The sequence below is a fragment of the Agromyces sp. Marseille-Q5079 genome (assembly GCF_051016555.1).
Classification (GTDB): domain Bacteria; phylum Actinomycetota; class Actinomycetes; order Actinomycetales; family Microbacteriaceae; genus Agromyces.
The window spans coordinates 49,308-68,888 of sequence record NZ_JBPEJF010000009.1 but is presented as its reverse complement, the minus strand read 5'-3'; the positions used below and the strand labels follow the sequence as shown (position 1 = coordinate 68,888).

The following is a 19,581-nucleotide window of genomic DNA, read 5'->3' as shown; positions in this document are numbered from 1 at the left end:
CAGTCGAAGCGACGTCGAAGTGGGGCCGGTGTCGTGAGGACACCGGCCCATTCGTTGTCGCCCCGTCTCCCGAAAACCAAGCAGGGGCGGCCCATCGGCATCGAGAACGCAGAATGCCGGCCGGCCGCGGGTGAGCGGCAGGCCGGCATCCCGAACCCGATTCAGTCGAGCGGGAAGTGGCAGGCCGCGAACTGTCCCGCGCGCACCTCGCGCATCTGAGGCTCCTCGACGGCGCATCGATCCTGCGCGAGTGGGCAGCGTGCGCGGAATCGACATCCCGACGGCGGATTCAGGGGCGATGGGATGTCGCCCTTCAGCGCCGGACCGGTGAAGCCGTCCTCGCTCTCGGGGGACGGGACCGAGTCGAGGAGTCCGCGCGTGTACGGATGGGCAGGACGGGCGTACACCTCGACCGAGTCGCCGAATTCACATGTCTTGCCGAGGTACATCACGAGCACCTTGTCGCTGAAGCTGCGCACGACGCCCAGGTCGTGGGCGATGAAGACGATCGTGAGGTCGTACTTCTGCTTGAGTTCTTCGAGCAGGTTCAGGACCTGAGCCTGCACCGAGACGTCCAGCGCGGAGACCGGTTCATCGCAGATCAGCAGCCCGGGCTTCACTGCCAGGGCGCGCCCGATCGCGACGCGCTGCGCCTGGCCCCCGGAAAGTTGGCGAGGAAGCATCTCGGCGAATCGCTCACTCGGCAAGCCCACTTGCGTCAGAATCGCGGGCGCGTCGATATCGCGTTGCCGCTTCGCAACGCCGCCGATCTCTGCGCCTTCCATCACGAGGTCCTTGACCGCGCGGCGCGGGTTCAGCGAGCTGACCGGGTCTTGGAAGATCATCTGCATGTCACGGCGCAGCTCCCTCATGCGCGCCGGTGACGCGGACTCGATGCGCTCGTCACGATAGCGAACCGAGCCGCCTGCGATCGGGTCGAGGCGCAGCACGGCGCGACCGGTGGTCGACTTGCCGCAGCCCGACTCGCCCACGATGCCGAGGGTCTCGCCGGGCAGGAGGTCGAAGCTGACCCCCGCCACGGCCTTGAACGCCCCGTGCGCCGTGTGGTACTCGACGTCGAGGTCCTCGACGGACAGGATCGCCGCATCGCCGCGCAGGTGCGCGCTGCCACTACCGGCCAACGAGCTCACCTTCTCTCATCTCGGTGGGGTGGAAGCAGGCCACCGCGTGGTCGTTCGCGACCTCGAGCATCGCGGGTTGCGAAGACTCGCAGGCCTCGGATGCCGCGGCGCATCGCGGCGCGAACCGGCATCCGAGTGGCGGGTCCGTCGGCGACGGCAGCGATCCGGCGATGACGTTGAGCGGCGTGTGCCGTGCATGGTCGATCGACGGCGTCGCCGCCAGCAGTGCACTCGTGTAGCGGTGCCGCGAGTCCTCGAAGACCGCGCGGCTCTCCCCGATCTCCGCGAGCCGGCCGGCGTACATCACGGCGGTGCGGTCGGTGCTGCCGGCGACGACGTGGAGGTCGTGCGAGATCAGCATGAGCGACATCCGCCGTTCGATCTGGACGCGGCGGAGCAGGTCGAGCACCTGCCGTTGAATGGTCACGTCGAGTGCGGTCGTCGGTTCATCGGCGATGAGCAGCTCGGGTTCGCAAGCGAGAGCGACCGCGATCATCACGCGCTGCCGCATGCCGCCGGACAACTCGTGGGGGTACGCGCGGAGCCGTCGCTCCGGGTCGGGTACGCCGACCTCCTTCAGCAGGTCGAGCGCCCGCGTCGCCGCCTCGCTGCGCGATACCCCGAGATGACGGCGCATGCCCTCGGTCAACTGGCGCTCGACGCGGACGACCGGATTCAAGGATCGGCCGGGATCCTGGAACACCATTGCGATCTGCGGACCCCAGATCTCCTCGAGCTGCTTCCGCGACAGCGCGAGCAGGTCGCGTCCCTTGAAGAGGATCTCGCCGGTCCGGTCCGACCGTGCGGGCATCAGGCCCATGATCGCGCGGGCCATGACCGACTTGCCCGAGCCGGATTCGCCGACGATGCCGAGCGCTTCGCCGCGACGCAGGCGAAGCGAGACGCCATCGACGGCCTTCACTACGCCTTTGGGTGACCCGATGTAGGCGTGGAGGTCGGTGACCTCCAAGAGCATGTCTTCACTCATCGCTGCTCCTTCCTTGAACGACAGGGGTCCCGGGGGTGCAGGGCGCTCGCCCCGAACCCCCGGGCTCGGATCACTGCTCGAGCCAGATGCCGGCAGCTGCCGGCTGCGTGTAGCCGTACATCTCCACGCCATGGACCTTGTCGGTCACGGTCGCGCCGTTCAGGTATTCCTGGAACAGGACGTAGGGAACGATCTCGGCCAGGCGGTCCTGCACGATCTTGTACTGCGCCTTCTGCTCGTCGGGGTCGGTCGTCGCGAGTGCCGCGTCGAGCGCATCGTTCAGCTCCGCGTCGTCGATGCCCGAGTAGTTCGTGCGGTTCGCGTCGCCGTGCAGCGCACCCCACAGGCGCGAGGCCGGGTCGACGAAGGCGAGCGAAGACGACGCCAGGTTGTAGTCCCCCGTCGTCGTGACGACGCCCTGCTCGGAGGAGTCGCGCTGATCCGCGGTGACGGTGACGTTGTCGTACTGCTTGAGCTGAGCCTGTAGTGCGTCGAACGTGGCGGGGCCGGTCCCAGGGAACACGGTGTACGAGAACTCGACCGGCTTGCCTTCGGCAGCGAGTTCATCGAAGAGCTCCTGGGCCTTCTCCTGGTCGAAGGTCTGCAGCGGGATGTCCTCGTAGAACGGCGACTCCTTCGTGAACAACGTCTTCGGCACGGAGCCGTTGCCCCGGTTCACCGCGTTGGAGAGCTGTTCGAGGTCGAGGGCGTACGCGACCGCCTGCCGAGCCCGAACATCGTCGAACGGGGCCTTCTTCGTGTTGAACATGAAGCCGATGCCGCCGTTGAAGATGTCGATCTCGTTGGGGTACCCGGCGGCCTCCGCCTCGACGAATGTCGAGGGGTCGGAGTTGAGGGCGATATCAGCCTGGCCGGAGATGAGACCGTTGAGGCGCTGCGTGTTGTCGGGCACGCCCTGGACCTCGATGGCATCCACGTAGGCGGGGTCGCCGAAGTAGTCGTCGTTGCGCGTCAACTTGAGCGTGCCGCCCTGCGTCCAACTTTCGAAGACGAAGGGGCCCGCACCGATCGGGTTCTTGTTGAACGCCTCCTGGCCCTGTTCGAGCGCGGTCGGCGAGGCGATCCACTGCAGCGAGTAGATCGGCATGAGACCGAGCAGTCCGGGCGTCGGCACGACCATGTGGAGCTTCGCGGTTCGAGCATCGACGACTTCGATGCTCTCGATCTGGCTCGCGACGCCGGCACTTGCCGAGCCGAGGGCCGGATCCTTCATGCGATCCCAGTTGTACTTCAGTGCCGCCGCATCGAAGGGCGTGCCGTCGGTGAACGTCATCCCCTCGCGGGTGACGACGTCCCAGGTTGCGCCGCCGTCGCTCGTCATGAACGACTCGCACAAGCCGCAGTCGTAGTCGCCGGTCTCCTCGTTCGCGATCACGAACTGGCCGTAGAGGGCGGTGTACGTGATCGGCATCGAGGTGGAACTGAACACCTGCACCGGGTCGAATCCGGTCGGCTGAACGACTTCGAGCACCCGCAGCGTGCCTCCCGACACGGGTCCGCTCGCTGCCACGTCGTCGCTCGTCGCTGCGTTGCCTCCACCGGCGCAGCCGGTGAGCAGCAGCGCTGTCGCCGTCACGACGGCGATCAGCACTGATCGCTTCCTGGTGATCATGGTCATCCTGTCTCTCTCTTGGTGGGTCGGTACTGCGGAGCAGCGCGTCTGATCGGGACGGCGAACGGCGGTCTGAGCGAGTCGCTCGACCGTGCGCAGACGATCCGGTCAGTCGTGCAGGGTGCGGTCGAACCGCAGGCGGAGGTGCTCACCCGCCTGGTTCAGGGCGAAGACGGTGAGGAACAGCACCGTCGCTGGAACGAAGACGAGGTAGGGCGAGGTCCGCATCTCTGTCGCGCCGGCGTTGATCATCCCGCCCCAGCTGGGCGTGGGCGGTGGAACGCCGAGTCCGAGGAAGCTGAGGGATCCCTCTGCGACGATGAGCGCGGCGATGACCAGCGGCAGGTAGGCCGCGATGGTCGGGACGACGTTCGGCAGGATCTCTCGCAGCAGGATCCTGCTGTCGGATGCGCCCATGTTGCGGGCCGCACGGACGAACTCACGACTGGACCACGCCATGGTGTTCGCTCGGGCCAGCCGGATGAACGTGGGCGTGCTCGTGAGGGCGAGACCGACGAGCAGGGTCGGAACGCTCGGCGAGAAGATGGAGGTGATCGCCAGCAGGAGCACGAGCGCGGGGAATGACAGGAGCACGTCCGCGACGAGCGTCACCGACCAGTCGACGCCCTTTCGGAAGTATCCGGCGAAGAGTCCGAGGGCGGTGCCGACGAGTACTCCGCCGAGCGCGGATACCGTGCCCACGACGAGCGAGACCTGGCCACCATAGATCAGTCGGGAGAGCATCGACCGGCCGGTTCCGTCGGTTCCCAGGAGTGTGTCCAATGACCCGAGCTGGGGCGGCTGGCGTGGCGGCCCGACGACCTCGTCGATCGAGGGGATCGGGAGCGCCGACGCGAAGATCGCGAGGAACACGACGAGCGCGATCCAGACGTAGGAGAACCAGACGAGGACGGACCATTGGCGCTTCGCCGGGGCCACGACGGGGGTTCCGAATCGCACGACCGGCGGCTCGGCGATCGCGGAGACGCTTCGGGTGACGACGGTCATGCCGACACCGCCTTTCCGGGTGTCTTGGCGGTCGTCGACGACTTCTTCGACACCGGGGCGCGCCGGACGCGAGGGTCGATGATTCCGTAGCCGAGGTCCACGACCATGTTGATGACGACGAATCCGATGGCGATGAAGGCGACCACACCCTGAACGGTGACCACGTCGCGCTGGATGATCGAGGTCGAGATGAGCTGCCCGATACCGGGAAGGACGAACAGCGACTCGACGATGATCGTCCCGCCGATGAGCCGGGCGAGGCTGAGTCCCGAGATCGTGAGCAGCGAGAACGATGAGGGCCGGAACGCGTGTCGGAACATGACGTACGACCGGGACATGCCCTTCGCTCGTGCCGCCGAGACGTAGTCCTCACGAAGCGTGCCGATGAGGTCAGCGCGCAGTACGCGGTGGAAGGCGGCGATCTCGGTCAGTGCCACCGCCAGCGCTGGGAGGATGGCGCCGCGCAGATTCTCGCCCACGTCTTCGCTGATCGGCGTCCACCCGAGCGCAGGAAGGGACTTCATCGTCACCGCGAAGAGGTACACGAGCACCGGGCCGGCGACGAAAGCCGGGATCGAGAGGAAGGCCGAGGTCACGCCATTGATCCCGCGGTCCAGCGGCCGGTTCGGGAAGGTGGCCGAGAGCACCGCGAGGGGGACGGCCACGATGAGCGCGATGCTCAGCGCCAGGACGGCGAGTTCGATCGTTACCGGCAGGCGCTGCATGATCGCATCCATGACCGGGATGTGCGTGATCGGCGAGACTCCGAGGTCACCCTGCAGTGCAGAGAAGAGCCAGTCGAGGTACTGCACGATGAACGGCCGGTCGTAGCCGAGCTGCGCATTCATGGCCGCCACAGCATCAGGGGTCGCCGCCTCGCCGAGAATCACCTCCGCGACCGAACCCGGCGCCATGGCCATGAGGGCCTGCACACCGATGGTGACGAGCAGGATGACCAGGAGCGCGTATCCGACGCGCCGCGCCGCGTTAGCCCACATCGTGGATACCTCGCCGCGGATCGCTTGGGGTCGAAACTTGGTCGTGCACTCGGACTCCTTTGTCGAGCGGGCCGGCGCAGAAACGCGCTGCCGGTGTTCTGCTGAACAGAACAGTGTCGCTACATAACGCAACACAGGAGGAGTGTGTCAGGCCCACTCATCGCTTGTCAACCACTATTGAGCACCTTCGCTCAATTTGTCGGCCCTCGGTCCGTCTCCCGGGTCGAGCGACATTGCGCTTCAAGCTCTCTGCCGCCGAAAGGCGGGGCTATTGACACTCCCCCTTGGTGGCGTGAGAACTAAGCGACTGATCCGATAATTACCCGCCGCCGCACAACTCGCATTCCGAGGCGCGACATGGCGTTTCTCGTGCCCATCGGAGCACGGGCGCCCTTCTCACGCATTCGTGCCGGCGCCGACAAGCACTCCGGGCACCGCGTCGATCGAGGCATTCACCTTCACATCCGCCGGCTCGGACCCAGGCTTCGACTTCGGGATGAAGGCCGCCACGAGCGCTGCGATGAGCGTGACGCCGGCACCGATCAGGAGCGCCGTGCGGAAGCCGGCCTCCGACGGCACGGCGACACCACTGAGGGGAACGGTCATCTGCGCGAGCACCACGCCGATGATCGCGGCGCCGATCGTCGTGCCGAGCGAGCGCATGAGCGTGTTGAAACCGTTCGCCGCGGCCGTCTCGCTGCGCGGCACCGAGCTCATGATGATCGCAGGCATGGCGCCGTACGCGAACGCGACGCCGCCGTTGATGACGAGGCTGGTCGCGAGCAGGCCCCAGGTGCTCCCCATACCCACGAGCGCCACGCCGTAGCCGGCCGCGAGAATCACGGTGCCGAGCACGAGCGTGAACTTGGGGCCTCGAGCGTCGGTGATGTGCCCACCGATCGGCGAGAGCAGCAGCATCATGAGGCCGGCGGGGGCCATCCAGAGGCCAGCCGCGAGGATCGACTGGCCGAGGCCGTAGCCGGTCGACGACGGCAACTGCAGAAGCTGCGGCATCACGAGCATGCTCGCGTACATGCCGAAGCCGACGAAGATCGATGCGATGTTCGTCAGAAGCACCCGAGGACGGGCGGTCGTGCGCAGGTCGACGAGCGGGTCTTTCGTGCGCGTCTCCCACAGCCCCCACAGGGCGAACACCACGGCGGCGAGGCCGAGCAGGCCGAGGGTGGGCCACGAGGCCCAGCCCCACTCCGAGCCCTTCGAGACGGCGAGGATGAGGGCGATGAGGCCGACGGCGAGCCCGACGGCGCCGAGGCCGTCGAAGCGCTGGCCCGACGCTCCAGCCGGTAGCACCGGCACCAGCCACCAGATCGCGAGCGCGGCGAGCACCGTCACGCCCGAGCCGGCCCAGAACAGCACGCGCCAGTCGGCGAACTCGACCACGGCAGCCGACAGCGGCATCCCGATCGCGCCACCGACCCCGAGCGTCGCGCTCACGGTCGCGATGGCCGACGACAGCTTCTCCTTCGGCACGACGTCGCGCAGCAGCGCGATGCCGAGGGGCACCATGCCCGACCCGATACCCTGCATCGCGCGACCGACGATCATGATCTCGACCGACGGCGCGAGCGCACAGACGATCCCGCCGACGATGAGGGGCAGCGCGAGCAGCAGCATCATGCGGCGCTTGCCGAACAGGTCGCCGAGCCGGCCCGAGATCGGCACCGCGACGGCCGCGGCGAGCAGGGTGGCCGTGACGATCCACGCGGTGTTCGTCGACGGGGAGTCGAAGATGACGGGGAATTGCGCGATCAACGGCGTGACCATCGTCTGGGTGATCGACGACGCAATGCCCGCGAACGCGAGGACGGCGACGATGAGGCCGGGTCGTTCGGCGGGAGTGGGCGAGGTCATGCAATTCTCCATATCTTGCGATATGCATTCTGCATCCGATGTGCATCATGCATATGTACTACGCATATGCACTATACACTTTCGGCTAGGCTCGAGACCATCCAAGGAAGGAACGCCATGCAACGTCGCGTCGCCGACATCGAGTACGAACAGATGCTGCACAGCCGGTACACGATCGCTCAGCACCGGCCCGCGAATGGCCTCGAGCGCAGTGCATACCTTCTCCTCAGCCGCATCCACGCCGAAGGTCCGAAGTCCATCGGCGAACTGAGCGAGTTCTTCCGCCTCGATACCTCGACCGTGCAGCGGCAGACCAGCGCCGCGATGCGTGCGGGCCTCATCGAGCGCATCCCAGATCCCCACGGCGGCATCGCACGCAAGTTCGCATTGACGAAAACCGGCTTGGCCAGCCTCACCGAGGTGCGCGAGCGATCGGTGCGCGCACTCGACGACATCTTGTCGGACTGGTCCGACGAAGACGTCGCGACGTTCGCCGACCTGTTGCACCGCCTCAACCAGGACATCGAGCAGTACAGCGCGGCGACGCGCGAGGCACGCAGGCGAACCGCGGCGAGTTAACGACGCGCACCCATTGGCCGTCGGGATGGCGATCGTGTCCCTCAACCTTCGAAAGCTCCTCGCGTTCTACCGGGAGCGCCTGGCGAAGAAGCCGCTCGGCACCGCGAACGTCATGGTCATGGACACGTACTACTCGGAGCAGGAACTCCGAGACATGCGCGCGCGCGTCCCGAACCGGCGACCAGTTGACGAGGACGATTCACCGCCACAACGCCTGTAACGGCGCGCCCGCCATCTGACTCCTGCACCACCACGCGTACCGACAGCTTCGCCGTGCCCGAAAGCAGGGCGATTCGTCGTTTAAGCACGCCACGCAGCGACACAGAGCCCACCTGACCGCATCGATCGTCGCAACCCGGCCCTGCGACCCCGTTCCGGGCACACAAAAACGGCCCGGAACCTCATCGAGGTCCGGACCGTTTCTATATCGCTAATTGATTTCCGCTATTTCGCGAAAACCTCTGTGTGCGCGAGGGGGGACTTGAACCCCCACACCCTTGCGAGTACTGGCACCTGAAGCCAGCGCGTCTGCCAATTCCGCCACTCGCGCAAATGTGGTCGCACCGAAGTGCGTCCAGCCACGAGAGCCTAACATCTTGCGGGGGCAAAGGCCATTCGAGGCCCGCAGGGCCTCCACGGGCCGCCCGCAGGCCGCACGAATGCCGCACGAACCCCGCCCGCACCTCCGTGAATCCTCCGAACCGCGGCATCCGCCCTCGCGCTGTCGCACCGCGGCGGAATAGCATCGAACGGCGGGTCCCACTGCCGCGACCGGCACGACGAAAGGACGGCCGTGACCTCGCCTGAAAATCCAGACAGCACCCCCAGCAACACCCCGAGCAACACCCCAGACCCCTCCCCCGCCGACGCCGATCTCAGCGGCATCCGCGGCTGGCTCTTCGACCTCGACGGCGTGCTCACGCCCACCGCGATCGTGCACATGCACGCCTGGTCGCGCCTGTTCACGCCGTTCCTCGAGCAGCACGGCGCGGCCCCCTACGTCGAGGGCGACTACTTCGCGTACATCGACGGCAAGCCGCGCTACGACGGGGTCCGCAGCCTGCTCGAGAGCCGCGGCATCCGCATTCCCGAGGGCGAGGTGACCGACGGCCCCGATCTCGAGACCGTGCACGGCCTCGGTAACCGCAAGAACGACGCCTTCAACCAGACGCTGGCCGACGAGGGCGTCGCGGCGTACCCGGCGAGCGTCGCGTTCCTCGACGCGGTGATCGCGAGCGGATGCCGCGTGGCCGTCGTCTCCAGCTCGAAGAACGCCCCCTCGGTGCTGGCCGCGGCCGGCATCGACGATCGCTTCGAGGTCGTCGTCGACGGCCTCGTGGCCGCGCGCGACGGCATCCCGGGCAAGCCCGCACCCGACACCTTCGAGCACGCGGCCGCCCTGCTCGGCCTGCCGACGATGGCGTGCGCGGTCGTGGAAGACGCCGAGTCGGGCATCCGAGCGGGCGCGACCGGCGACTTCGGCCTCGTGGTCGGCGTCGACCGAGGCGTGGGGCGCGGCGCGCTGCGCGAGCTCGGCGCCGACGTGATCGTCGACGAGCTCGACGAACTGCTCCCGGCCGTCCGGCGCGCCGCCGAGGCATCCGACTCACCGACCCGAACCCGAGAGGACCCCGCATGAGGTTCGCCGACACCGATCCCCTCGACCGCAACCGGTTCCCGATCGACGAGTGGGCGCTCGTCGAGACCGAGTTCGGCATCCACGACCAAGGACGTACCGAGACGCTCTTCGCGGTCGGCAATGGATACCTCGGCCTTCGCGGAAACGTCGAGGAGGGCCGCGACGGCCACCTGCACGGCACGTTCGTGAACGGATTCCACGAGACGTGGCCGATCCGCCACGCCGAGGAGGCGTTCGGCTTCGCCCGCGTCGGGCAGACCATCGTGAACGCGCCCGATGCCAAGATCATCCGGCTCTACGTCGACGACGAGCCGATGGTCATCACGACCGCCGAGCTGCTCTCGTACGAGCGTCGCCTCGACTTCCGGCAGGGCGCGCTCTCTCGGTCGATGGAGTGGCGCACCCCGTCGGGCAAGCGCGTGCGGATCACGACCCGCCGCATGGTCTCGTTCACCGACCGGCACCTGGTCGTGCTCGACTACGAGGTCGAGATGCTCGACGCGGATGCCGCGGTCGCGATCTCCAGCCAGATCCTGAATCGCCAGGACGGGCGAGACGAGTACCGGTCCGGCGTCCTGGAGGAGCCGGGCGCATTCGACCCCCGCAAGGCCGACACGTTCACCGATCGGGTGCTGCAGCCGCGCGTCAAGCGCGCCCAGGGCGACCGCTACATGCTCGGCTACCAGTGCACGAACTCCGGCATGACGATCGCGGTCGCCGTCGAGCACGAGATCGCGACCGAGAACGAGTTCACCGAGTCGGGCTCCATCGACGACGACCTCGCGAAGCACCTGTACCGGGTGCACGCCATCAAGGGCCAGCCGATCCGCATCACGAAGTTCGTGAGCTACCACACGGCCCGCACCGTGCCCACACGCGAGCTCGTCGACCGCTGCGACCGCACGCTCGACCGCGGCATCGACGTGGGCGTGGCCGAGCTGTTCACGCAGCAGCGAGCCTGGCTCGACGACTTCTGGGCCGGCGCCGATGTCGAGATCGAGGGCCAGGCCGACGTGCAGCAGGCGGTGCGGTGGAACCTGTTCCAGCTCGCGCAGGCGACGGCGCGCACCGACGGCGACGGCGTGGCCGCCAAGGGCGTCAGCGGATCGGGCTACGGCGGTCACTACTTCTGGGACAGCGAGATCTACGTGCTCCCGTTCCTCAGCTACACCGCGCCGAACGTCGCGCGCAACGTGCTGCGGTTCCGCCAGCGCATGCTCGACTCCGCCCGCGCCCGCGCGCTCGAGCTGAACCAGCGGGGTGCACTCTTCCCGTGGCGCACGATCAACGGGCTCGAATCGTCGGCCTACTACGCCGCCGGAACGGCGCAGTACCACATCGACGCCGACATCTCCTATGCGCTCTGCCAGTACGTCGCCGCGACCGGCGACACCGATTTCATGGGACGTGGCGCGATCGACATCCTCGTCGAGACGGCGCGCATGTGGGAGGACCTCGGGTTCTGGCGTTCCGGCGGCACGGCCGATTCGGTGTTCCACATCCACGGCGTCACCGGGCCCGACGAGTACACGACGGTCGTGAACGACAACCTCTACACGAACGTCATGGCCCGCGCGAACCTCGCGTCGGCGGCAGCCGCCGTCGACAACCTGCAGGCGAGCGATCCGGTCGCGTACCACAAGCTCGTCGCCCGCCTCGGGGTGAGCCCGAGCGAGGTCGGCGAGTGGCGGCGCGCGGCCGCGCACATGCACATCCCGTTCGACGACCAGCTCGGCGTGCACCCGCAGGACTCCGCCTTCCTCGAGAAGGAGCTCTGGGACCTCGAGCACACGCCCGAGAGCCGGCGTCCGCTGCTCCTGCACTACCACCCGCTCGTCATCTACCGCTTCCAGGTGCTGAAGCAGGCGGATGTCGTGCTCGCCCTCTACCTGCAGGGCGACCGCTTCTCGAACGAGGAGAAGCTCGCCGACTTCGAGTACTACGACCCGCTGACCACGGGCGACTCGACCCTGTCGGCCGTGGTGCAGTCGATCATCGCCGCGGAGGTCGGGTACCACGAGCTCGCGATCCGCTACTTCCGCTCAGCGCTGCACGTGGACCTCGCCGACCTGCACCACAACGCGGCCGACGGCGTGCACGTCGCCTCCACGGGCGGGGTCTGGGCCGCGCTCGTCATGGGCTTCGCCGGCTTCCGCGACCACCTCGGCAAGTTCACGTTCGATCCGCGCCTGCCCGACTCCTGGCAGAAGATCACGTTCCCGCTCGCGCTGCGCGGCAACCGCCTGCGCGTCACGGTCGAGGCCGCGTCGATCTCGTTCCACCTGGAATCGGGCGAGGGCATCGAGGTGACCGTGCGCGGCGAACGGGTCTTCATCGCCCCCGGAGCGGATGTCTCGGTGCCGCTCGCCGGCCAGGGCCCGCGTCTCTACGGCGCACCGCGCATGAAGGACGTCGAGGGCTCCCGCCGTGCCGACGGCACCCTGCTCACGGCGTCGATCCCGACGCTGTCGATCGATCTCGAGGCTGACGAATCGGCCATTCCGGTCGACTGAGGGGCGGTGTTCCCAGTCGATCGGGCTAGCATGTCAGCAATCTACGGAACCGGATCGGGAGACCTGTGGGCCTACTGGACAACTTCGAGAAAGGTCTCGAACGCGCCGTCAACGGCGCCTTCGCGAAGACCTTTCGATCGGGGCTGCAGCCCGTCGAGATCACCGCGGCACTGAAGCGGGAGATCGACACGAAGGCGGCGGTCGTCTCACGCGACCGCGTCCTCGTGCCGAACCAGTTCCGCGTGCGGATGTCGCCGGCCGATCACGCGCGCATGGCCGGCCTCGGTCCCGCGCTCACCGACGAGCTCGTCGACCTCGTGCAGAAGCACGCGGCGAGCCAGCGCTTCCAGTTCGCCGGCGGCATCACGATCGACCTCGTCAGCGACGAGAGCCTGGCCGAGGGCCTCGTGCAGGTCGACTCGCGCAACGTCAAGGGCCAGGTCGCCTGGACGCCCGTGCTCGACATCGGCGGCACGCGGCATCCGATCATCAAGGGCCGCACCGTCATCGGGCGCGGCAGCGAGGCGGATGTCACGATCGACGACTCCGGCGCATCGCGTCGCCATGCCGAGGTGCAGTGGGACGGTTCGCGTGCGCGCGTGCGCGACCTCGGCTCCACGAACGGCACGCAGCTGAACGGCGCGCGCGTCACCGAGGCGATCCTCGAACCCGACGCGGTCATCACCATCGGCCGCTCGCGTATCGTGTTCCGGGTGCTCGCCCAAGCCGCGTCCCCCGCGCCCCGCGCCGATCCGGCCACCGAACGCCACGATCTCGGCGGTTTCTGGGGGCCGGCCGAATGAGCGAACTCACGCTGCTGGTCCTGCAACTGGGCTTCCTCCTCCTGCTGTGGGGCTTCATCTTCGCCATCGTGTACGCGCTGCGCAGCGACCTCTTCGGCCAGCGTGTGCGCAAGCTCCAGACGGATTCCGTGAGCTCGACGCCGGCGCCCGCGCCGGCGTTCCCGTCGCCGTCCGCGTCGCCCGCACCGGCGGCGGCCGGCGGCGCCGCGGCCGCGGGCGCGGCGATGGGCGGCGCCGCAGCCGGCGCGGCGACCCGCACCGCGACCTCCGGCGGCTCCGACACGCCCTCGAAGCTCGTCATCACGAGCGGCCAGAAGGCGGGCACGGAGTTCCCCCTCGGCCGTGACGAGATCACGATCGGCCGCTCGAGCGACTCGGCCATCATCATCCGCGACGACTACACGTCGACCCACCACGCGCGCATGATGCTGTGGAGCGGGCGCTGGATGATCCAGGACCTGGATTCCACGAACGGCACCTTCCTCGACGGGGTCCGGGTGACCGCCCCCGTGCCCATCCCCATCGGAGCCACCATCAAGGTCGGAGCGACCACGTTCGAGCTGCGGCGGTAGGCCATGGTCTCGGTCAAGGCGAGCGCCGCGGTCTCGCACGTCGGGCGCATCCGCGCGAACAACCAGGACTCCGGCTACGCCGGACGACGGCTGTTCCTCGTCGCCGACGGCATGGGCGGCCACGCCGGCGGTGACGTCGCCAGCGCGATCGTCACGCAGCGCGTCGCCGAGGCCGACGGCGACTACGCCTCCGCGCCCGAGGCCTCCGCCGCACTCGAGGGCGCGCTCATCGCCGCGAATCGGCGCCTCGCCGAGACGGTGTCCGAGCATTCCGAGCTCACGGGCATGGGCACCACCGCGAGTGCGATCCTGCTCCACGGCGACCGCGTCATCATCGCCCACATCGGCGACTCCCGCATCTACCTGCTGCGCTCAGGCGAGCTCAGCCAGATCTCCATCGACCACACGTTCGTGCAGCGTCTCGTCGATGCCGGCCGCATCACCGCCGAGGAGGCGATGGTGCACCCCCGGCGTTCGGTGCTCATGCGCGTGCTCGGCGACGTCGAGGCCTCCCCCGAGATCGACTCCATGCTGCTCGACACGCGTCCGGGCGATCGCTGGCTGATCTGCTCCGACGGGCTCTCGGGCGTGGTCTCGTTCGACGAGATCCTCGAGCAGCTGTCGGCCGAGGCCGGCGCGAAGCAGGTCGCCGACCGCCTCGTGAAGGCGTCGCTCGACGGCGGCGCCCCCGACAACGTGACCGTCGTCGTGCTCGACATCGGCGATCCGCCTGCTCCTGCGACGCCGCCGCTCGTGGTCGGCTCCGCCGCCGCCCCGCTCGCCTTCGGTGCCCCGTCCGAGCCCGTGCGGGCCAGGGCCATCCGACTGGCGCCGTTCCGGCCGCATCCGGTGCAAGAGACGCACTTCGAGCCCGACTCGGCCGACTACTTCGACGAGATCATCGAAGAGGATGCCCGCCGGCGCCGTCGTCGCCGCTGGGTCTGGGGCTTCTGGATCTTCGCCCTGGTCGCGGCCATCGTCGCGATCGTGGCTCTCGGTTACCAGTGGACGCAGACGCGGTACTACGTGGGCGAGTCGAACGGCCGCGTGGCGATCTACCAGGGCATCCAGCAGGATCTCGGTCCGATCTCGCTGCACGAGCTGTACCGCGAGACGAGCATCGACATGGCCGACCTGCGCACGTACGACCAGCAGCGCGTCGAGAAGACGATCAGTGCCGGATCGCTCGCCGACGCCACCCAGATCGTGGCCAGATTGGAGGAGTCCCTTGAGTGACGCCGCCACCGGCCGCATCGCCGCGACCCCGCAGCCGACCCCGCAGCCGACCGCGACGCCGCCCGACGGCATCCGTCGCATCCGGATGCCGCAGCGCCTGCGCAACCTCGAATTCTGGCTGCTGCTCGTGGCCTGCTTCATCAACGCGAGCGCGATCGTGCTCGTGCAGCTCGGCGCACTCGGACACATCGACACGCAGCTCGTCCTGCTGGGCGCCGGGCTCTCGGTGCTGGTGTTCGGCCTGCACGTCGTCATGCGCTTCGTCGCGCGTGACGCCGACCCCTTCCTGCTGCCCATCGCGACCGTGCTGAACGGGCTCGGTATCGCCCAGATCTACCGCATCGACATCGCGTTCGGCGAGACCGGCTGGGAGAGCGCATCCGTGCGCCAGATCGCGTGGAGCGCCATCGCGATCATCGCCGCGATCACCACGATCCTGCTGATCCGCAACCACCGGGTGCTCTTCCGCTACACCTACCTCTCGGGCCTCGTCGCGATCGTCCTGCTGCTCCTGCCGCTCGTGCCCGGCATCGGCCAGGAGATCAACGGCGCCCGCGTGTGGATCAGCGTCGGCTCGTTCGCGACGTTCCAGCCCGGTGAGATCGCGAAGATCGCCCTCGCGGTCTTCTTCGCCGGCTACCTCGTGCGCAACCGCGACTCGCTGTCGATGGTGGGCACGAAGTTCCTCGGCATGCGATTCCCGCGGGCGCGCGACCTCGGTCCGCTCCTCATCGTCTGGGCCCTGTCGATGGCCGTGATCGTGTTCCAGCGCGACCTCGGCACCGCCCTGCTCTACTTCGGGCTGTTCCTCGTCATGCTCTACGTGGCGACGAGCCGCCTCTCGTGGGTCGTGCTCGGACTCTCCATGTTCCTCGCGGGCGCCCTCATCGCCAGCCAGACGCTCGACTACGTCCACGCGCGGTTCCAGAACTGGCTGGAGCCCTTCAGCGACGCCCGCTACAACGCGGACCCAGGCGGAAGCTACCAGCTGGTGCAAGGGCTCTTCGGGCTCGCCAACGGCGGTCTCATCGGCACCGGATGGGGCCGCGGCAGCCCCGACATCACGCCGGTCCCGCAGAGTGACTACATCATCGCCAGCCTCGGGGAGGAACTCGGCCTCGCCGGGCTGTTCGCGATCTTCGCGCTCTACGTGCTGCTCGTGGCCCGCGGGTTCCGCATCGGCTTCGCCGGGCAGGACGACTTCGGCAAGCTCCTCGGCGTGGGCCTGGCCTTCGTCGTCGCGCTCCAGGTCTTCATCGTCGTGGGCGGCGTGACCCGCGTGATCCCCCTGACCGGCCTGACGACCCCCTTCCTCGCGGCCGGTGGTTCCTCCCTCGTCGCGAACTGGATCATCGTGGCGCTGCTGCTGCGACTCTCGGACACGGTCCGCAACCACCCGAGGCTGGTGATCGACGGATGAACCGAGAACTCAAGCGCGTCAGCATCGTCGCCCTGCTGATGTTCACGGCGCTCTTCGTCTCGACGACGATCGTGCAGTACTTCGCGGCCGACACGCTCGCATCGGATCCGCGCAACTCCCGCACGCTGTACGAGAGCTACTCGGTGGAGCGGGGCCCGATCCTCGTCGACGGCACGCCGGTGGCCTTCTCGCAGCCGTCCGATGACGACTACAAGTTCCTCCGCGTGTACCCGAACGGCCCGCTCTACGCGGCGGTCACGGGCTACATCCCTGTCAACGGCGAGGCGACCGGGCTCGAGAGCTCGCTCAACGACTACCTGAGCGGGCAGGCGTCCTCGCAGTTCTTCGACAAGATCAACCGCCTCATCTCCGGTCAGGACCCGATGGGCGCCTCGGTCGACGTCGCGATCGACCCGGTCGCCCAGCAGGCGGCCTGGGACGCGCTCGGCGACTACCAGGGCGCGGTCATCGTCACCGAGCCGTCGACGGGCAAGATCCTCGCGATGGTCACCAAGCCCACGTTCGACCCGAACGCCCTCGTCTCCCACAACACGGCCGAGGTGCAGGCGACCTACGACGGTCTCCTCGCGGATCCCAGCGATCCGCTCATCAATCGCGCCACCGGCGGCGACATGAACCCGCCCGGATCCGTGTTCAAGCTGGTCGTGACCGCCGCCGCGCTCGAGTCGGGCCGCTACACGCCCGAGAGCACGTTCCCGAACCCGGGCACGCTCACCCTCCCCGGCACCGATTCCGTCGTCATCAACTCGGGCGGTGGAACCTGCGGCGACGGCGGGAGCACCGTGACCCTCGCCGACGCGCTCCGGTTCTCGTGCAACATCCCGTTCGCCGAACTCGGCATGGAGCTCGGCGACGATGCGATCCGCGAGCAGGCCGAGAAGTTCGGCTTCAACCACGAGTTCGAGATCCCGACGGCGACCGAGCCGAGCGTCTACCCGCGCGGCCTCGACGAGCCGCAGACCGCGCTGACGGCGTTCGGCCAGTACACGGTGCGCGCGACCCCGCTCCAGATGGCGATGGTGTCGGCCGCGATCGCGAACGGCGGCATCGTGATGAACCCGAACCTGGTCGACGGGATCACCGCACCCGACTTCACGCCACTGCAGGAGTTCGAGCCGTCGGAATTCGGACGGGCCATCAGCGAGGACACGGCGAGGACCATGACCGAGATGATGACCAACGGCGTCGAATCCGGGGCCGCGAGTAATGCAAGAATAGACGGCGTCAGCGTGGCCGGTAAGACGGGTACAGCGGAGAACGGCGAGGATGACCCTTACACCTTGTGGTTCACCGGTTTTGCCCCCGCGGACAACCCTCAGTATGCGATCACGGTACTCGTGGAGGATGGCGGGGGACTTGGTCAGGAGGGGTACGGCAATCTCATCGCCGCACCCATCGCAAAGCAGGTACTAGAGGCGGTGCTGAACAAATGAGACCGAGCGCAGGGCTCACCTTCGGGGGGCGCTACGAGCTGCAATCCCGCATCGCGATCGGCGGGATGGGCGAGGTGTGGCAGGCCACAGACCTCGTCATCGGCCGACAGGTCGCCATCAAGATCCTGAAGGACGAGTACCTCGGCGATCCGGGCTTCCTCGAGCGCTTCCGCGCCGAGGCGCGCCACGCGGCACTCGTGAACCACGAGGGCATCGCCAACGTCTTCGACTACGGCGAAGAGGAGGGCAGCGCCTACCTCGTCATGGAACTCGTTCCGGGCGAGGCGCTCTCCACGATCCTCGAGCGCGAGCACGTGCTGTCCACCGACAAGGTGCTCGACATCGTGGCCCAGACGTCCAATGCCCTGCAGGCCGCACACGCCGCGGGCCTGGTGCACCGCGACATCAAGCCCGGCAACCTGCTCATCACGCCCGACGGCCGTGTGAAGATCACCGACTTCGGCATCGCGCGCATCGCCGACCAGGTGCCGCTCACCGCGACCGGCCAGGTCATGGGCACGGTGCAGTACCTCTCGCCCGAGCAGGCCTCGGGTCACCCGGCGTCGCCGACGACCGACATCTACTCGCTCGGCATCGTCGCCTACGAGGCGCTCGCGGGTCGTCGACCGTTCACCGGCGAGTCCCAGGTCGCCATCGCGATGGCGCAGATCAACGAGACGCCGCCCGACCTTCCCGTGACCGTCTCCGAGCCGGTCCGCAACCTCGTCTACGCGTGCATCGCGAAGAACCCGGCCGAGCGCCCGCAGACGGCGGCCCATCTCGCACGCGCCGCGTCGGCCCTCCGCCGAGGCGACGTGCAGGGCGCCTCCGTGGCCGTTCCCGCAGTGCTCGGCCTCGCCGGCGCAGCGACCGCCGCGACCATGCTCATGCCCCAGGCCGGAGCCACCACGGCGACCACCGTCCTCCCCACCGGCGCCCCCGGCGAAGAGGAGGAGGGCGAGCCCGAGGAGAAGAAGCGCAGTCCCTGGACCTGGCCGCTCATCGTGCTCATCGCCATCCTCGCGATCGTGCTCATCGGCACGATCATCGCGCTCGCCTCGAACGGCGGCGGCGGCAAGGAGACCCCGAGCAGCAGCACCGCCAGCACGCGCAGCACGCCGCCCAGCACGCCGGCCAGCACCCCGCCGCCCACGAGCGAGGCGCCGACGACCGCGCAGATCAATCCCGACGACTTCGTCGGCCTCTCCTCCGACGACGCGCGCGCCAAGCTCAGCGAGCTGGGCATGCAGGCGAACGCCGTCGAGGGCAAGGCTGCGACCGACCCGTCCGGCACGGGCATCGTCTACGACGTGAACCCCACCGGCCCCGTCCCCATCGGGTCCGAGGTCACCATCACGTACTACGCGGCGCCTGAGACCCCCACCACGCCTGCGGCACCCACCCTGACCCCGACGACCGTCCTGCCCGGCGGGTCCATCGAGGTCTCGTGGCCCGCAGCCACCTGCCCGGCCGGCCAGACCCTGTCCGGCTACCAGGTGAACGTCGGCGGCCCGGCCTCCGCGGCACCTCCGCTCGGCGCCGGCGCGACGAACGTCTCGATCACGGTGAACGCCGACGCGGCCGAGGGCGACACCGTCACCGTGTCGTACCTCTACTTCTGCGGCCAGCTGAGCTCGGGCACCTCGCCCGAGTCGTCGGCGACGGTCGCCGCAGCAGACGAAGACCCCGCTGCCGAGCCCGAGCCCGAGACCGAGACGAACTGA

16 protein-coding genes and 1 tRNA gene are annotated in these 19,581 nt (G+C 68.3%); 10 read left to right on the top strand and 7 right to left on the bottom strand.

The window, feature by feature from the left end; translation table 11 throughout:
- Positions 1-161 precede the first annotated feature (161 nt).
- The 6 genes from ACR3IO_RS17160 to ACR3IO_RS17135 form a co-directional block, all read right to left on the bottom strand.
- A complete protein-coding gene (locus ACR3IO_RS17160) occupies positions 162-1,151 on the bottom strand; it encodes an ABC transporter ATP-binding protein (RefSeq protein ID WP_434072434.1) in 990 nt (329 codons plus the stop codon).
- The gene (locus ACR3IO_RS17155; protein WP_434072433.1) at positions 1,132-2,130 is read right to left on the bottom strand and encodes an ABC transporter ATP-binding protein; all 999 of its coding nucleotides are present in this window, start codon (positions 2,128-2,130) and stop codon (positions 1,132-1,134) included. Before ACR3IO_RS17155 ends, ACR3IO_RS17160 begins: the two co-directional genes overlap by 20 nt.
- Before the next feature lie 70 nt (positions 2,131-2,200).
- The gene (locus ACR3IO_RS17150) at positions 2,201-3,763 is read right to left on the bottom strand and encodes an ABC transporter substrate-binding protein (RefSeq protein ID WP_434072432.1); all 1,563 of its coding nucleotides are present in this window, start codon (positions 3,761-3,763) and stop codon (positions 2,201-2,203) included.
- A gap of 108 nt (positions 3,764-3,871) precedes the next feature.
- Positions 3,872-4,465: an ABC transporter permease gene (locus ACR3IO_RS17145; RefSeq protein WP_434072536.1), complete on the bottom strand. Its 594-nt coding sequence runs from the start codon at positions 4,463-4,465 to the stop codon at positions 3,872-3,874.
- A 302-nt stretch (positions 4,466-4,767) separates the two neighbouring features.
- A complete protein-coding gene (locus ACR3IO_RS17140) occupies positions 4,768-5,769 on the bottom strand; it encodes an ABC transporter permease (protein WP_434072431.1) in 1,002 nt (333 codons plus the stop codon).
- 396 nt (positions 5,770-6,165) lie between these two features.
- Positions 6,166-7,641, bottom strand: a complete 1,476-nt coding sequence (locus ACR3IO_RS17135; RefSeq protein ID WP_434072430.1) for an MFS transporter — start codon at positions 7,639-7,641, stop codon at positions 6,166-6,168.
- Between the two features lie 117 nt (positions 7,642-7,758).
- On the opposite strand from ACR3IO_RS17135, the gene ACR3IO_RS17130 reads away from it, so the two are divergent.
- Together ACR3IO_RS17130 and ACR3IO_RS17125 are read left to right on the top strand one after the other, a co-directional pair.
- Positions 7,759-8,220: a MarR family winged helix-turn-helix transcriptional regulator gene (locus ACR3IO_RS17130; protein ID WP_434072429.1), complete on the top strand. Its 462-nt coding sequence runs from the start codon at positions 7,759-7,761 to the stop codon at positions 8,218-8,220.
- Positions 8,221-8,245: 25 nt separating this feature from the next.
- Positions 8,246-8,440, top strand: a complete 195-nt coding sequence (locus ACR3IO_RS17125) for a hypothetical protein (RefSeq protein ID WP_434072428.1) — start codon at positions 8,246-8,248, stop codon at positions 8,438-8,440.
- A gap of 246 nt (positions 8,441-8,686) precedes the next feature.
- On the opposite strand, the gene ACR3IO_RS17120 is transcribed toward ACR3IO_RS17125, so the two are convergent.
- A tRNA-Leu gene (locus ACR3IO_RS17120) sits at positions 8,687-8,770 on the bottom strand.
- A gap of 333 nt (positions 8,771-9,103) precedes the next feature.
- On the opposite strand from ACR3IO_RS17120, the gene ACR3IO_RS17115 reads away from it, so the two are divergent.
- The 8 genes from ACR3IO_RS17115 to ACR3IO_RS17080 all read left to right on the top strand — a co-directional run bounded on the left by ACR3IO_RS17115 (position 9,104) and on the right by ACR3IO_RS17080 (position 19,581).
- Complete coding sequence (locus tag ACR3IO_RS17115; RefSeq protein WP_434072535.1) at positions 9,104-9,859, top strand: HAD family hydrolase; 756 nt, start codon at positions 9,104-9,106, stop codon at positions 9,857-9,859.
- Positions 9,856-12,372 (top strand): glycoside hydrolase family 65 protein, encoded by a 2,517-nt coding sequence (locus ACR3IO_RS17110; protein WP_434072427.1) that lies wholly within the window; start codon positions 9,856-9,858, stop codon positions 12,370-12,372. The genes ACR3IO_RS17115 and ACR3IO_RS17110 overlap by 4 nt, the downstream gene beginning before the upstream one ends.
- A gap of 65 nt (positions 12,373-12,437) precedes the next feature.
- Positions 12,438-13,175, top strand: a complete 738-nt coding sequence (locus ACR3IO_RS17105; protein ID WP_434072426.1) for an FhaA domain-containing protein — start codon at positions 12,438-12,440, stop codon at positions 13,173-13,175.
- The gene (locus ACR3IO_RS17100) at positions 13,172-13,747 is read left to right on the top strand and encodes an FHA domain-containing protein FhaB/FipA (protein ID WP_434072425.1); all 576 of its coding nucleotides are present in this window, start codon (positions 13,172-13,174) and stop codon (positions 13,745-13,747) included. Before ACR3IO_RS17105 ends, ACR3IO_RS17100 begins: the two co-directional genes overlap by 4 nt.
- 3 nt (positions 13,748-13,750) lie before the next feature.
- Positions 13,751-14,983, top strand: a complete 1,233-nt coding sequence (locus ACR3IO_RS17095) for a PP2C family protein-serine/threonine phosphatase (protein ID WP_434072424.1) — start codon at positions 13,751-13,753, stop codon at positions 14,981-14,983.
- A gap of 85 nt (positions 14,984-15,068) precedes the next feature.
- The gene (locus ACR3IO_RS17090; RefSeq protein ID WP_434072534.1) at positions 15,069-16,403 is read left to right on the top strand and encodes an FtsW/RodA/SpoVE family cell cycle protein; all 1,335 of its coding nucleotides are present in this window, start codon (positions 15,069-15,071) and stop codon (positions 16,401-16,403) included.
- Positions 16,400-17,857, top strand: a complete 1,458-nt coding sequence (locus ACR3IO_RS17085) for a peptidoglycan D,D-transpeptidase FtsI family protein (RefSeq protein WP_434072423.1) — start codon at positions 16,400-16,402, stop codon at positions 17,855-17,857. The genes ACR3IO_RS17090 and ACR3IO_RS17085 overlap by 4 nt, the downstream gene beginning before the upstream one ends.
- Positions 17,854-19,581 (top strand): protein kinase domain-containing protein, encoded by a 1,728-nt coding sequence (locus ACR3IO_RS17080; RefSeq protein ID WP_434072422.1) that lies wholly within the window; start codon positions 17,854-17,856, stop codon positions 19,579-19,581. The genes ACR3IO_RS17085 and ACR3IO_RS17080 overlap by 4 nt, the downstream gene beginning before the upstream one ends.